We start from the raw sequence: 17,749 nt of genomic DNA, 5'->3' as shown, positions 1-17,749 counted from the left end.
GGTCGATAGCGGCAGTGCCACGCTCAGCGGCACTGTCACCATGTCCGCCGCCAGCCAGATCGGCGCGGCCTCGGATGCCAGCCTGACCCTCAGCGGGGCCGTCAGCGGTGCCTTTAGCCTCACCAAGGTCAGCGCCGGCACGCTGACACTCGGCGGGGTCAACACCTATACAGGCAACACAAATATCACTGGCGGCACCCTGCTGGTCACCGGTTCGCTGGGTGGCACATCGGCCGTTTCCTTGTCGAGCGGTGCGACGCTGGGTGGCACCGGCACCATTTTTGCCGCCAACTCAACCAATCAGGTGACAATCGGCAGCAACGCCACCCTGTCGCCGGGTGTCGCCGGCACCAATAATGGCGTCGGCACACTGACCATCAATGGCAATCTGGAGATACAGACCAGCGCCACCCTGGCCGTTGACATCGCCGGCGCCACGGCTGGTACGGGCTATGACCAGGTGGTGGTCAATGGCACGGTATCGGTGACCAATGCGGTGATTTCCGCCACGCATTCTTACGCTGCCGACAGCCTGGACCAATATGTGATCATCAGCAATGATGACGCCATGCCGACCATCGATGCCATCACCGGCACCTTTACCGGCGTAGCCGAAGGCGGCACTGTTACCGCAGGCGGTAATGGCACTGTACTGACGGCCTCTTACACGGGGCCCGGCGGTACCGGGAATAATTTCACCCTGACAGCGCCGGCAAACAATGCGCCGGTGATTACCAACCTTGCGGGTGACAGCGTCGCCTGGGCCGGTGTCGGGGGCACCATCGGGTTGGATGCGTCCAACGATGTGACCATCAGTGACGTGGAAAATGATCTGGCCGGCAACTGGGACGCGGCCACTCTCACCATTCAGCGCAAGGACAATGCGCTGACCAGCGATGTTTTCGGCTTCGACCTGGAAGGGTCCGGCATCAGCACCAGCGGCACCGATCTGGTGTCCAACAGCCAGACAATTGGCAGCTACACCAACAGCAACGGCGTGCTGACCATCACCTTCAACGCCAATGCCACGACTGCCCTGGTGCAGGAAATCACGGGTCGCGTCACCTATCGCAACGACACGCCGACCGGCGATACAATCATTCGCTTCACGCTCAGCGATGGTCGCGGGGAATCGTCCACGGCCGATGTGACCGTCACCAGCGACACGATCTTTGTAACAAACGCCACTGACACCGCCACCATCGACGTGACCGACGGTGTCAGCTTCAGCGAAGCCGTGGCGATTGCCGCCGCGGATACAACCGGCACACAGACCATTGTGCTCGCCGGTTCCTTGGCCGGCACCACCCTGACTCTGGCCGGTAATCTGTCGCTCGGCGAAAGCCTGACCATCGATGCCGACGCCGCCAGCGGGGCGACCATCGCGGGCAGCACACTGACCATCGTTGCGGGCAATACGCTGACCCTCTCGAACGGAACCAGCGACACGGCGACGATCAGCAGCGTCATTGCCGGCTCGGGTAGTCTGACCAAGACGGGTGCGGGCACCATCACCCTGTCGGCGACCAACACGCTGACCGGCGCGCTCAGTATCACAGGTGGTACGCTGGCGGTCGGCGCGTCCTCCATCTCGACCACCTCGGGCCTGACCCTGGATGGCGGCACGCTGGCCGGCACGACAGACATCAGCTATTCCAAGGCCATCTCGCTGGGCACCGGCGGTGGTACAGTGGATCTGTCATCGGGCAGCGCAAACCTGTCGGGTACCATCAGCGGCAGCGGCAAGCTGACCGCGACCAGCACCAATGCCGGCAAGGCCCTGACGCTTTCCGGCAGCAACACCCATACCGGCGGCACCACGCTGGACAGCGGCATTCTGCAGTTCAATACCGACAGCGCCGCCGGCACCGGCACCCTGACCATCAATGGCGGCAAGGTCCGCGCCGGTCTGGCCGCCCGCACACTGACCAACGCCGTGGTGCTGGGCGGCAACATGACCCTGGCGGGTTCCTACGCCCTCACCCTGTCCGGCTCGGTCGATCTGGGCAATGCCAGCCGTTCCGTCGATAACGGCCTCACTGTCGACCTGACCTTCGGCGGCGCCGTCAGCAATGGCAGCCTGACCATCAATTCGAACGGTACTGGCAAGGTCATCCTGTCCGGCACCAACAGCATGAGCGCCGTCTCTGTCACCAAGGGCGTTCTCAGCGTGGTGGACGGCGACAATCTGGGTTCCGGCACGCTGACGCTGAACAACGGCACGCTGACCGTGACGGGCAGCAATGCCACCATCAGCAACGCCGTCACCCTGGGCAATGGCGGCGGCACCGTCAGCAACGCCAACGCCGTCACTCTGTCGGGCGTGATTTCCGGCACCGGCAGTCTGACCAAGGCCGGTGCGGGGTCTTTGACCCTGTCGGGCACCAACACGCATAGCGGCGCCATCGATATCGAAGCCGGCACCCTGATCGCATCGGGTGGCTCCGCCATCGGCGACAACAGCGCCGTCACCCTGTCCGGTTCCGGCGTGCTGCAGGTCAACAGCAGCGAGACCATCGGCGCCCTTTCGGGTAACGGCACGGCCGGTACGGACGTGTCGCTGGGCAACAATGTCACGCTGACGGTCAATCAATCGACCATTACGACATTCAGCGGGGTGATCGGCGGGGGCAATGGCGGCAGCGGCCTGATCAAGACCGGCACCGGCACTCTCACGCTGAGCGGCAACAACAGCTATACCGGCACCACCACCGTCAATGGTGGCGGCCTCACGCTGAACCGCGCCGGCGGCGCGATCAGCGACAACAGCGCGGTGACCGTGGGGGCCGCCGGTACATTGACGCTGACACAGGACGAGACCCTGGCATCCCTGGCAGGCGCAGGCACGGTTTCGCTCGGAACAAGCGAACTCACCATCGGCATCAACAACACATCCACCACCTTCTCCGGCAGCCTCCAGGGTACTGGCACCCTGATCATGGAAGGGTCGGGTACCTTGACCCTGTCCGGCACCGGCCATGATGGCGCGACCCACGTGAAGGGCGGCGGCACCCTGTCAGTGGCCAGCGACAGCAACCTCGGCAACGGCAGCCTGACACTGAATGACGGGACGCTGACGGTCACATCCAGCACCACGATCGACAACGAGATCATTCTGGGTGTCAACAACGGCACGATTACAGCCGATACTGGCGTCGTCGTCACACTGATGCAGGGGATCGCCGGCAGCAACAGCACGCTGGGCAAGTCGGGCACCGGCACGCTTATCCTGAACGGCGGTAATACCAGCCTCATCTCCCTTACGGTCGACGCAGGCACCCTGCAGGTCGGCAGCGGCGCCACCGTGAGCGCCACCAACGGGTTGACCGTCAAGAACGGCGGCACCCTGTCGGGTAACGGCACCCTCGCAGCCTCTGTCACCATCGACAGCGGCGGCACGCTGGCGCCGGGGGTGGATGGTATCAATAACGGCGCTGGAACGCTGACCCTGGATACCGGGGCCAACCTGATCCTGAACGGCACGCTGAAGCTTGATCTGGCCGGGGCAACGGCGGGCACGGGCTATGACCAGGTGGTGGTCAAATCGGGCAGCGTGACGCTGGGGGCCGACAGCAGCTTCGACACCACTCATTCGACCTCCGGCAGCAACACCTTCGTGGTCATCGACCAGCAGGGCAGCGGCACCGTCAGCGGCGTGGTGGACGGCGTCGCCGAAGGTGAGGTGCTGACCAGCAACGGAAAGCGTTATTTGGTCGGTTATGCCGGCGGCAGCGGCAATGATGTGACCCTCTTCGACAGTCCAGGTCCCGTCGTGGAGCTCAACGGAGACGGGAGCGTCGCGCTGGACGATGCCGATGACGGCCTGCTGTCGGCGACCACCATCAGCAGCAGTGACGGCAACTGGAACGACGGCACCCTCACCCTGCAGCGCGTCACCACCGGCGGCACAGCCGATGGCAGCCCGAACGACCTGTTCAGTTTTGTGGCAGGCAATGGCCTGACCTTCACCGGCAGCATCACACAGGGCCAGGATTCCAGCGGCAGCGTGTCCGATGGCGGGACCGGTTTCGCCTCCTGGTCCTATGATACGGTGACCGGGACGCTCACCTTCACCTTCAACGACAATGCGACCGATGCAGGGGTACAAGCCCTGGCCCGCGCCATCGGCTATGCGAACGAAACCCCTTATGGCGATGCAATCATCCGCTTCACGCTGCGCGATAGCAACGATGGGGGCGCATCGACCATCGACGTGACAGTCGCCAGCAATGTCATCTATGTGGACAGTGACAGCGACGACGGCGACGGCGACGCGGCGGATGGCTTCTCGCTGCGCGAAGCCATGGCGCGCAGCGTGGCACAGGGCGGCGCAGATACGATCAAGGTCAAGCTGGCCGACAATTCAACCGTGACGCTGAGCAGCGGCGCGACGGTTGGTGCGGGTGATACGCTGGATCTGGACAGCGCCAACGGGCTGACCATCAGCGGCAGCACCATCACCATGGAAGGCGCCTTCACCCTCAGCAATGGCAGCGCCGACACCGCCATCATCAGCAGCACCATCACGGGTGCCGCAGATCTGACCAAGACCGGGGCCGGCACCATCACCTTGTCCGGCACCAACACCTATACCGGAACGACCACTGTATCCGCGGGTACGCTGGTGGCCGGTGATGATGGGGCCCTGGGCACCACGGCCGGCGGCACCACCGTATCCTCTGGCGCCACCCTGCAGGTCGCCGCCGGGATCAGCATCGCCGAGGCGCTGACGCTGAGCGGCACGGGGGTGGACAATGCCGGCGCGCTGGTCGCGTCGGGCAATGGCACCGTCTCGATCACGGGGGCCATCACCCTGGATGCGGCAGCGACGGTTTCGGCAGCGGATGCCGATACCACCCTGTCGCTGTCGAACAATATCGGCGGTGCCTTCGGCCTGACCAAGGCCGGGGCCGGCACCTTGTCGCTGGGCGGCAACAGCCAGGGCTTCACCACCCTGACCATCAGCGCCGGCAGCCTGTCGGCGGGGCTGGATGCCAATCTCGGCTCCGATGCGGTCACACTGGAGGATGGGACGACCTGGTCCATCGTCAACAATGGCGGCACGATCGACAACGCCATCGTCCTGAACGGCTCGGCGGCGCTCAGTGCCACACTGACGACGACCCTGTCCGGCAACATCACCGGCAGTGGCAGCCTGACCAAGCAGAGCGGCGGCACGCTGATCCTGTCGGGCACCAACAGCTATACCGGCACCACCACCATCACCGGCGGCACGCTGTCGGTGGCGGGCGATGGCAATCTGGGCAGCGGCACGCTGACGCTGAATGGCGGTACGCTGAGCCTGACCGGCAGCGGCGTGACCATCGACAATGCCATTGCTATCGGCAGCAATGGCGGCACGATCAGCAACGCCAATGAGGCGACCCTGTCCGGCGTGGTTTCCGGCACCGGCGGTCTGACCAAATCGGGCGCGGGCGTGCTGACCCTGTCGGGCACCAACACCCACACCGGGGCGGTCACTGTTTCGACCGGCACCCTGGCCGTATCGGGCGGCGCGTCGATCGGCGACACCAGCGCGGTGACGGTGGCGTCCGGGGCGATCCTGGCGCTCGCTGGCGGCGGTGAAACCATCGGGTCCCTGGCGGGGGCGGGCACGGTCAATCTGGGGTTGGATCCCAGCCAATCGCCGACCTACCAGCTGACGGTCGGCGGCGACAACAGCAATTCGGTCTTCTCCGGCGTGATCGCGGGCACCGGTGCCGGCATCACCAAGACGGGCACGGGCACCCTGACCCTGACCGGGGCCAATACCTATACTGGCACAACCACGATTTCTGCTGGGACGCTGCAGATTGAGGGCGGCGCTGCCATCGCCGATACCAGCGCGGTGACGGTGGCGGCGGGCGCCGAACTGCTGCTGTATCTGGACAACGAGACCGTGGGCGGATTGTCGGGCGCGGGCACTGTCTCGTTGAATGACGGCACGCTGACGGTGGGCGGTGATACCTCCAACAGTTTCTCCGGCGTGATCCAGGATGGTGCCGGGGGCAGCGGCGGGCTGACCAAGGCGGGTACCGGCACCTTTACCCTGTCAGGCAACAATACCTATACTGGCAACACCCAGATCCAGGGCGGTACACTCAGCGTGACAAGTGGCGCTAATCTGGGCACTGGCCATATTGCCATCGCCACCGGCACCACCCTGCAGGTCACAGGCACGGGCGTCACCATTACTAACAATGTTATTCTGGCCGCCACGGCCCCTGGTGGAACGATCCAGGTAGACAATTCGGCGACCTTCTCTGGTGTACTTTCCCAATCCATCGGCAGCGGCACGTTGGTAAAGACCGGTGCAGGCACGCTGACCTTGTCGGGCACCAACACGTACTCCGGCACCACCACGGTGTCGGAGGGCACGCTGGTGGTGGGCAATGACGCTGCTTTGGGCACCAGCGCAGGCGGCACGGTCGTCACATCGGGCGCCACCTTGCAGATTTCTGCCGGGATCAGCATCGCCGAGGCGCTGACGCTGAGCGGCACGGGGGTGGACAATGCCGGCGCGCTGGTCGCGTCGGGCAACGGCACCGTCTCGATCACGGGGGCCATCACCCTGGATGCGGCAGCGACGGTTTCGGCAGCGGATGCCGATACCACCCTGTCGCTGTCGAACAATATCGGCGGTGCCTTCGGCCTGACCAAGGACGGGGCCGGCACCTTGTCGCTGGGCGGCAACAGCCAGGGCTTCACCACCCTGACCATCAGTGCCGGCAGCCTGTCGGCGGGGCTGGATTCCAATCTGGGTTCCGATGCGGTCACGCTGGAGGATGGGACGACCTGGTCCATCGTCAACAATGGCGGCACGATCGACAACGCCATCGTCCTGAACGGCTCGGCGGCGCTTAGTGCCACACTGACGACGACCCTGTCCGGCAACATCACCGGCAGCGGCAGCCTGACCAAGCAGAGCGGCGGCACGCTGATCCTGTCGGGCACCAACAGCTATACCGGCGCGACCACCATCACCGGCGGCACCCTGTCGGTGGCGGGCGATGGCAATCTGGGCAGCGGCACGCTGACCCTGAACAATGGCACGCTGACCGTGACGGGCAGCGACGCCACCATCGACAATGCTATCACCCTGGGCAGCAATGGCGGCACCGTCGGCAATACCCACACCGTCACCCTGTCGGGCGCCATCACCGGCGCGGGCGCCCTGACCAAGACCGGGTCGGGTGAACTGATCCTGTCGGCCGGCGATGGCGCCAACACCTATGGCGGCGGCACCAGCATCACCGGTGGCACGCTTGGCATTTCCCGCACATCGCATCTGGGCACCGGCGCCATCACGCTGGATGGCGGCAGCCTGCGGCTGCTGAGCGGCGGCAATCTGAGCTTCTCCGCGCCGATCACCAACAATGTGATCCTGGCCAGCGACAGCACGATCGAGATAGAAACGTCCATCGTCGTGTTCAATGGCGTCATCAGCGGCGACGGATCGCTGACCAAGACCGGCAGCGGCCGTTTGCACGTGACGGCGGCCAATACCTATACCGGCGACACCAACATCAACGAAGGCGGTATCGTCATCCAGAGCAGCACCGCCACGCTGGGCGGGCCCGATGCCGGCAACGGCAATGTGTATGGCACGCTCACCATCAGCGATGGCGCGCAGTTGATCTTCAACTATGCGGTCGACATCGCCAACGACGTGGTCGTCAGTGGCGTCGGTGACGGGTATGGCGCCATCATGGGCACCTATGCCTCCAGCAACATCACCTTCACCGGTGCCGTCACGCTGGATGGCAATACCCTGGTCGATCCGGGCAACATCACGCTGGAATTCTCCGGCGGCATCAGCGATGGCGGCAACGGCCATACCCTGACCAACGCCTGGAACGGGACGGTCAAGCTGTCGGGCACCGCCAGCAACTGGACCGGTGGCATCGCGACAACCGCCGGGCACACCGGCACCTTCTCCATCACCGATGCAAGCAATATCGGCAGCGGGCAGATCACGCTGAATGGCGGCACGCTGGCCGTTACCGGCAACAGCAGCACGCTTGCCAACGCCATCACCCTGGGCAGCGGCGGCGGCACCATCAGCAATGCCGCCAGCCTCACACTGTCGGGCATCATCTCCGACAGCGGCAACCTGACCAAGGCCGGCGCCGGCAATCTGACCCTGTCGGGCAGCAATACCTATACCGGCACGACGTCGGTGACGGCCGGCACATTGTCGATCGCCGGCGATGGCAACTTGGGCGGCGGCGCGCTGACGCTGAGCGGCGGCACGCTGGCCGTCACCGGTGCCACCACCATCGACAACGCGATCACCCTGTCCTCCGACAGCACCATCAGCAACAGCGCCGCCGTCACCCTGTCGGGGGTGATTTCAGGCAGCGGCTTGTTGAGCAAGGTCGCGGAGGGTGTGCTGACCCTGGCGGGGACACAGACTGCCACCGGCGGGCTGAGCGCAAGTGAAGGGACGGTGACGATTGCTACTGCGGCCAATATGGTGGGCGGCACACTGACGCTGGATGGCAGCAGCCTGACGGTGACGGGCAGCAATGTCACCATCGACAATGCCATCACCCTGGGCAGCAATGGCGGCAGGATCAGCAATGCCGATAGCGTCACGCTGTCGGGCAACATCACCGGCACGGGCGACCTGACCAAGACCGGCGCCGGCACCCTGACCCTGTCGGGCACCAACACCGGCACCGGCGCCACAATGATCGATGGCGGCACCCTGTCGGTGGCGGGTGACGGAAACCTGCTGGCCGGGGACGTGACGCTGGATGGCGCCAGCCTGACCATCACGGGGTCGGGCGTCACCATCGACAATGCCATCATCCTGGGCGCCGGCACCGGTACCGTCAGCAATACCAATGCCGTTACCCTGTCCGGCACCATCGCCGGCAGCGGCAACCTGACCAAGACCGGCAGCGGCAACCTGACCCTGGCCGGCACCAACAGCTATACGGGCGGCACCACGGTGTCGGCCGGCACCCTTTCAATCACCGACGGAACCAACCTGGGCAGCGGCGAGCTGACCCTGACCGGCAGCACGCTGGCCGTGACGGGCAGCACCGCCACCATCGGCAACAGCATCACGCTGGGCTATCAGGGCGGCACCATCGAAAATGCCGACACCGTTGCCCTGTCCGGCACCATCGCCGGCAGCGGCAACCTGACCAAGACCGGCACCGGCACGCTGACCCTGGCCGGCAGCAACAGCTATGCGGGTGACACCACGGTGTCGGCCGGCACCCTGTCCATCACCGGGTCGGTAGCCGGGAACGCCAGCGTGTCCAGCGGCGCCACCTTGGCCGGCACCGGCACCATCACCGGCGACCTGACCATCGCCAACGGCGCCACGCTGGCGCCCGGTGTCGCTGGTACCAATGACGGGGTCGGCAAGCTGACCGTCGGCGGCAACCTGACGCTGAACGGAGCTGCCCTGTTCGAACACAAGGGCAAGGATACCGCCGGCGCCGACTATGACCAGGTGGATGTGGCCGGAACGGTGACCATCGGTGCCGATGCGTCGCTGACCGTCACAGCGCTGGGCGGTTATGGCCTGCAGGCCAATGTCATCGCCCTGATCGCGAATGGTGATGCCGATCCCGTGGTGAACAATTCCACCACGCTGGTCACCAACGCGCTGCTGACGGGCAATTTCCTGCTGAACATGGCCGGCGGCAGCGACAGCAACGATATCACCATCATGGGCAACCGCCCGCCCGTCGTGAACACCAATGCCGGCACGACGGTTGCCGAGAACGGTACCGTCACGATCGGTACGGCCGTGCTGTCGTCCAGCGATCCGGACGGCTCGACGGCCGCCCAGCTCAGCTACACGCTGACAACCCTCCCCGCGCACGGCACCCTGTTCGTTGACAGCAATGCCAACGGTCTTGTCGATGACGGCGAGGCGCTGGGGCTGGGGAACAGCTTCACCCAGGCCGATATCGATGCCGGGCGCGTCAAGTATCGTCAGAACGGCGCCGAACAGGCCAGCGACAGCTTCATCTTCACCCTGGGGGACAAGGACGGCGTCACGCTGAGCAACCAGAGCTTCAGCCTGACCGTCACGCCCGTCAACGATGCTCCCGTCCTGGGCAATTATGCCAATATTATCGACTTCACGGAGAAGGGGACCGCCGTCACGATCAACATGACGGCCACCATCAGTGATGCCGACCTGGGTTCCGGCAGCTTCGCCGGCACCACGCTGACAGTGCAGCGTGCAGGCGGCGCCAACGCCGATGACCGGTTCGCCGCCAGTGGCAGCCTTGCGACCATGGTGTCGGGTCAGGCGCTTGTGCTGGGCTCCACCACCATCGGCACCGTGCTGCTGAACGAGGGCGGGGTGCTCAGCCTTTCCTTCAACGCCAATGCCACGGCCAGCAATGTTCAGGAGGTGCTGCGCGCCGTCACCTACGACAACGGCTCCAGCGCACCCCCGGCCAGCGTCACCCTGGTCACCAGCTTCAACGACGGCAATACCGGCGCGCAGGGCACCGGTGGCGCCTTGTCGGCCACCGGCCTGACCACGGTCACCATCACCCCCGTCAATGACGCGCCCACCAGCCTTTCCCTGACGGGCGGCCAGATCACGCAGAGCGAGGCCGGCAACGGCGGCACCATCGGCACCCTGACCATGGTCGATCCGGACGGGCCGGGCCCGTTCCGCTACACCATCGACAGCGGCAACAATGACGGCTATTTCACGATCACCGACGGCCGGGTGGTCGCCACCGGCAATGTACCCCCCGGCAGCTATACGCTGACCATCACCGGCTATGATGGCGGTACCCCCGATCTCAGCCGGACCGGCGATGTCACCATCACCATCATCGACGATCAGGCGCCCGCCGGTTATGCCGTCGGCCTGTCCAGCCCGCTGGTCAATGCCGCGGGCCGCGACAGCCTGACCATCGGCCTGACCGGCGCGGAAGTCGGTGCCACCTACAGCTATACCATCACCTCCAGCGGCGGTGGCAGCGTCACCGGTACCGGCACCGTCACGGATGCCGGCATGACCATCAGCCCCGGCACCCTGGCGGCCCTGGCCGACGGCACCCTGACCCTGACCTTCAGCCTGACCGATGCGGACGGCAACAAGGGTATGGAGGTCACGGCCACCACGCTGCTGGACACGACCCCGCCCGGCGGCAACGCCAGCTTCTCCACCAACCTCATCGGCGGCGCGCAGGCCGGCACCACCACTGTGGGCCTGACCGGCCTGACCATCGGTGACAGCTACAGCTACACCATCACCTCGTCTGGCGGCGGGACGCCCATCACCGGCTCGGGCATCTGGACCGCGACCAGCCAGACCCTGGTACCCGGCTCCCTGGCGGGGCTGGCCGACGGTACGCTGACCCTGACCATCCAGCAGACGGACGCAGCCGGGAATATCAGCCAGCCCGTCACTGCGACGGCGGTACTGGACACGACCCCGCCCACGGGCGCCCTGTCCATCCCGCTGCAACGCATTACGGCGGCTGACCAGCCGACCCTGACCATCACCGGCGGGGAGACGGGGGCAACCTACACCTACACCGTCACGTCCGCCGCCGGCGGTGCCCCCGTGACGGGCGCCGGCACCCTGGCCGCCGACGGCACCATCACCCTGCCGTCCCTGGCCGGCCTGAATGATGGCATCCTGACCGTTACACTGACCCTCACCGACGCGGCCGGCAACAGTGCCGCCCCGCTGACCGCTACCACCGAGCTGGATCTGATCGTCGCCCCCAACCCGCCCGTGCTGGGAGAGACGGGCCCGCTGACCATGGCCGAGGACGAGGCCGGGGCCGGCCTGCCCCTGCCACTGGACAGCGCGGGCCTGCCGCTGGACCGGTTCACCTTCGGCCTGTCGGGGCTGGACCCCGCCCTTGTCGCCTCGGCCGGCGTCGATCTGGTGGATGGCAGCCCCGTCCTGCGTGTCACGCCGCAGCCCGACGCCTTCGGTCAGACCAGCGTGACCCTGACCATCGCCGCCCCCGACGGCACGGTGATCAGCCGCGTCATCGACATCACCATTGCCCCCGTCGCCGATGCACCCGTCACCAGCATCATCCGCGACAACGCCACGGCCACGGCCGGGACGGCCTTCACCTATACTCCCCCGGCGGGCAGCATCCGCGATCCCGATGCCCCGACCGGTGACACCAGCCAGCTCCGCTACAGCCTGGAAGGCGCACCCGCCTGGCTGGCCATCGATGCCGCGACCGGCACCCTGACGGGCATGCCGGACGCCAGCGACGCGGGCAATGTGGCGGTGACCCTACGCATCGCCAACGCCTCCGGCCTGTCGGCGACCTATGTGCTGGACATCGCCGTCCTGGGCGCCAACCAGGGTCCCGTTGCCAATGCCGACACGGGCCGCACCAACGAACTGTCCGTCCTGGCGGGTCCGTCCGTCCTGGCCAACGATACCGACCCCGACCAGACCGACAGCCTGCGCGTCACAGCCGTCAATGGCAGCGACGTGGCGGTCGGCACCGCCATCACCCTGTCTTCCGGCGCACGGCTGACCGTCAATCCCGATGGCACCTATCGCTATGATCCCAATGGTGCCTTCAACTATCTGTCGGGCGGGCAGACAGCCACCGACAGCTTCACCTACACCGTCACCGACGCGGCCGGCGCCAGCGCGACCGCCACGGTCACCATCACCATCGACGGCATCAACAACGACCCCATCGTCGAACAGCCCAAGCAGGTGGTCATCGCCCGCAATGCGGGTGCGGTCGGCCTTTCCATCGACATGCCCGTCGATCCGGATGGCGATCCGCTCACCATCACCATCACCAGCCTGCCGGGCAACGGCGCGACCCTGCGGGGCGATGGCAGCATCGTCAATGTCGGTGACACGCTCACCCCGCAGGAACTGACCCTGCTTCAGTTCGATGTCGATACCGGCTTCTCCGGCAATGCCGGGATCCTGACCTACACCATCTCCGACGGGCAGAGCGAACTGAACGGCGCGGTCGAGGTGGTCATCGCCGAGGAGCAGATCGTCGCGATCCGCAACGCCCCCGGCACGGCCTCCATCCAGGCCGAACCCCTGGAAGGCGGCATCACACGGTTCACGTTCGAGATATTCCGCACCGCCGGTACCGATGCCGCCACGAATGGCACCATCACCGTCGATTACCGGGTAGAGGCCGGAAACGGCATCGATGCCAATGATTTCGGCGGCATCCTGCCCAGCGGCACCGTCACCCTGGCCGCCGGCGAAAGCAGCCGGATCATCACCATCGACGTCATGGCCGACGGCATCGCGGAAGGAGACGAGACCTTCACCGTCTCGCTGGACAACCTGCGCCATGACGGGCTGAGCCTGTCGCCCCGGGTCAACGACCCGGCCAGCGCCAGCGCCACGATCCTGGACCGCGACACCGATCGCACGCCCCCCGCCGTCACCGGCGTGGAGGTCCCGGCGGCCGGCACCTATTTCCCCGGCGACGACCTGTCCGTCACCCTGCTGTTCAGCGAGGCGGTCACCGCGTCCCAGGGTGCCAGCATCACCCTGCTGGTCGGGGATACCACGCGGACGGCCACGCTTGCCGGCGGCAGCGGGACCAATCGCCTGACCTTCACCTATGAGGTCCAACCGGGTGATGTCGACCGCGACGGCATCACCATCGCCGGCACCCTGGACGGTATCGTCAGCGATGCCGCCGGCAACCGGGCGGCCGACAGCTTCCAGGTCCGCGACAGTGGCGGGAACCTGCTGGGTCTTGCCGACATCCTGGTCAATACCGTCCGCGGCAAGACCATCGACGGCTATATCCAGGGCGCCCTGGTCTTCGCCGACGCCAACCGCAACGGCATCCTGGATGCCGGCGAGGTGAGCGCCACCACAGACGCCGCCGGCAATTACGAGATCAGCGGCGGCGACGGCCCCTACATCATGGTCGGCGGGCGCGACATCTCCACCGGGATCGCGTTCGACGGCATCTATGTTGCGCCGCCACGCGCCACGGTGATCAACCCCCTGACCACCGCCATCGCCGGCACGGCCGGTCTGGCCGCCGACAACGATGCCTTCGCGGCGGCACAGGACAGCGTCCGGGCCGCACTGGGCATCGATCCGGGTATCGACCTGTTCAATACCGACCCGATCGACGCCGCCACCGCCACCGGCGCCAGCGCGGATACCATTGCCGCCGCCCTGAACGCCCAGGCGCAGGCCAACGGCATTTCCATCCTGCTCGTGCAGGGGGCCAGCCTGCTTACCGCCACCGCGGGGGCAGACGGGACGACCCTGGCCGCCGGGGCCGCCGGCAACGCCATCACGGCCGCCCTGGGTGATGCCATCAACGCCCTTGGAACCGGCGAGCGGCTCGACCTGACGCATCAGCCCACGTTGCAGGCCATCCTGGACAATGCGGCACAGCGGCTGGGCCTTGCCCTCTCCGATGGCATGTCGGCCGGCACGGCCACCCTGGCGGCACAGGCCAATGCCCGCATCATGGATGCCCGCGATGCGGCCGGCACGGCGCTGGACCGTCTGTCCAGCATGGCAAAGGTCCAGGTCGTGGCACAGGGCGACGCGGCCCTGGCCATCAAGGCCGGCGTCGCGGCAGGCAGCCTGGACACGGCCCTGACCGCCTATACCGGCCAGACGCTGGACCAGGCCATCGCCGCCGCACAGGTCGGCACCATCGTTCCGGCCCGTATCGCCGTCACCGCGCTGACCCCGTCGGCACGGGAAGGCGACAGCGGCCAGTCCACCAGCTACAGCTTCCAGGTCACCCGTTCAGGCAGCCTGGCAGGTCAGACCAGTGTCGACTGGTCGGTGTCCGGCGATGGCGGGCTGAACGCCGCTGATTTCGGCGGCACCCTGCCGTCCGGCACCATCACCTTCGCCGATGGTGAAAGCGTCAAGACCATCACCGTCGAAGTTTCCGGCGACGACAGCGTCGAGGCCGACGAACGCTTCACCCTGACCCTGTCCAATGCCAGCAACGGCGCCGATATCCGCACCGCCGCGGCCAGCGCACTCATCATCGACAACGATCCCACCACGCCAACCTATCGCGGACCCGACAGCCTGGCCGTCCTGGCCGGGGTCAGTACCCGTGTCCCGACCATCGCCATCCTGGACGGCGACAGCGACAGCATCACCGTCACCCTGACACCCACCGGTGGCTTCATCGCGCTGATCGGACCGGCCAGCATCACCAGCATCAACGGTGTCACGACCCTTACCGGCAGCGTGGAAGCCGTCAACGCCACGCTGGCGACGCTGGTCCTCACGCCCGAGGCGGGCGCCAGGACGGGCAGCCTGCGCATCCAGGCCAGCGATGGCGACCCCGCCACGGCCGACCTGGACCGCACCCTGTCCATCCGCGTTGCATCCGCACCGGAGAACCGCCTGCCCGTGCAGCCGACCATCGTCGGCGGCGTGGCGACCGAGATCATCGGCGTCGGTGTGCGCGACAGTGACAGCCCGACCCTGGCCGTCACGTTGAAGCCCACCAATGGTCAGGTTTCCCTGCGCACCTTCGGTACCGCCACGGTGACCCGCGATGCGGACGGAACCCTGCACATCACCGGCAGCACCGCCGATGTCAATGCCAGCCTGGCGACCATCGACTTCACGGCGCTGACCACGGTGCGTGAGGCCAGCCTGCGCATCACCAGCAGCGATCAGGACGCCGTCACACCCGATGACAGCGACCTGATCTTCATCCGCGTCGTGCAGTCTCCCACCATCACCCTGCCTGACAGCGGGCGCATCACGGCAGGCATTTCGCAGCCGCTTGCCGGCATCACGGTCGGTGATGCCGACAGCGACACGCTCTCCGTCACCCTCACCCCTGCCGGGGCCACCCTTGCACTATCGGCGGTCGGCGGCGCCAATGTCGCAGATGCCGGCAACGGTGCCCTGCGCATCACGGGTTCCGTCGCCGACATCAACGCCACCCTGGCGGGGCTTTCCATCACCGCCGATGCGAACGCCTCCAGCGCCAGCATCACCATCCAGGCCGGCGACAGCGATCCGCTCAGCCCCGATCCGACCCGGACGCTCACCCTGTCCGTCGCGGCGCAGCCGACCGTCAGCCTTCCGGCCCAGCCCGATCCGCTGCGGGCCGGCCAGACAGGCAGCATCACCGGCATCAGCGTCGCCGACCGCGATAGCGCCACCCTCACCGTCAGCCTGTCGGCCGGCAGCGCCACCCTTCTGGATGTCCCCGCCGTCGCGGGGTTGACTGTCACCCGCAACGCCGATGGTTCCGTCGTGCTGGCCGGCGCCACCAGTGCCGTCAATCAGGCGCTGGCCGGCCTCACCGCCACCACGCCGGCCGGAACGACGGCTGCACGTCTCAGCGTCACCGTCACCGACGGAACGACACCGGCCGTGACGCGGACCCTCGACCTGCCCGTCATCGCCAATCAGGCTCCCCAGACGGGCAATGACAGCGTCCGTGTACCGGCGGGAACCACCGTCACCGCGAATGCCGCCACGGGCCTGCTGGCCAACGATACCGATCCGGATGCCGGGGATACCATCCGCATCACGGCCATCAATGGCGACAGCACCCTGGTCGGGCGCACCATCACCTTGCAGACCGGGGCCCGCGTCACCATCCAGGCCGACGGCACCTACAGCATCGATACCAGCGGCGCCTATGGCGAAATGCCGGAAGGCGCCGCCTATACCGAAACCGTCCGCTACACCATCACCGACAGCAATGGCGCCATGGACAGCGCCAGCTTCACCATCACCATCGAAGGTCGCAACGACGCGCCCACCGCGACCACGACGCCCCTGACCCTGCCTGCCGGCCGGGCCGGTGCAGCCTATGCCTACACCCTGCCCGCCGGCCTGTTCACCGACCCCGATCTGGGTGACAGTCTGACGCTGTCCATCACCGGACTGCCGCCCGGCCTGGCCTATGACGCGGCAACCGGCACGATCCGCGGCATCCCCGATTTCGGCGGTGTCGGCCAGCGGACCATCACCGTGACGGCCACCGATGCGGCGGGCGCCACGGCCAGCCGCACGGTCACGCTGACCATCACGCAGGATGCGGTCGCCATTCTGCCCACCCCGGTCATGCCGTATAGCGGGCCGGGTGCGGATTATGACACAGGCATCGAACCGCCTCTCATGGTGGCGCCGGCCATCGACATGGGCGCCGCCTCCCTGCAGGCGGGCGCGCAGCCGATCGTCATGGCCGGCTTCATCACCGGCCGGGCGCTCGGCACCGACCCGCTGGACCCCGCCCGTATCGATGGTATCCAATTCCGGATCAGCGAGCCGTCGGGCTTCGTCGCCACACGCCTGCCCGAACCCGGCGAGCGCCCCTATCTGCGCACGCCGGAACCCCGGATCACCGGGCGCATCAGCATCGATCCCGCCACGGGACAGGGGCACTACACCCTGCCGGCCGGCACTTTCGCCACGAACGACAGCGGCCTGGCGATTTCGGCCGGTCTGGCGGGCGGGCGCCCGCTTCCCGCCTGGCTGGCCTTTGACGCACGCACCGGGACACTGGCCTTGCGCGACAGGCCGCCACCCGGAACACCGGACCGCATCATCATCGAACTGACCGCCACCACCCGTGACGGACAGCGCGAAACCATTCGCCTCACCCTGCGCCTGGCCGACCAGCAGGCCGCCCTTGCCGACATGCCCGTCGGCAAGCAGGCCGTCTCCACAGCCATCCGCGCCGCATCCACGACCGCCATCCATCGCGATGGCCTCGCCCTGCTGAACAGTCTGTCCGGGTTGCCGGCAGGCACCCACCCCATCGCTGCCCGCTGA

Annotated in this window: 1 protein-coding gene (only partly in view); it reads left to right on the top strand. The window is 66.8% G+C overall.

Annotated features, from left to right (window positions below):
* Positions 1–17,749: the 3' portion of an autotransporter-associated beta strand repeat-containing protein gene (locus ACM9LZ_RS06535; protein WP_416618540.1), read on the top strand. 9,335 nt of this gene lie to the left of the window's left edge; 17,749 of the gene's 27,084 nt are visible here — the last part of the coding sequence; the start codon falls outside the window, past its left edge; the stop codon is at positions 17,747–17,749.

The organism is Niveispirillum fermenti, from assembly GCF_048066175.1.
In the GTDB taxonomy this organism is placed as follows: Bacteria; Pseudomonadota; Alphaproteobacteria; order Azospirillales; family Azospirillaceae; genus Niveispirillum; species Niveispirillum fermenti.
This window is presented reverse-complemented; position numbering and strand designations above follow the sequence as displayed.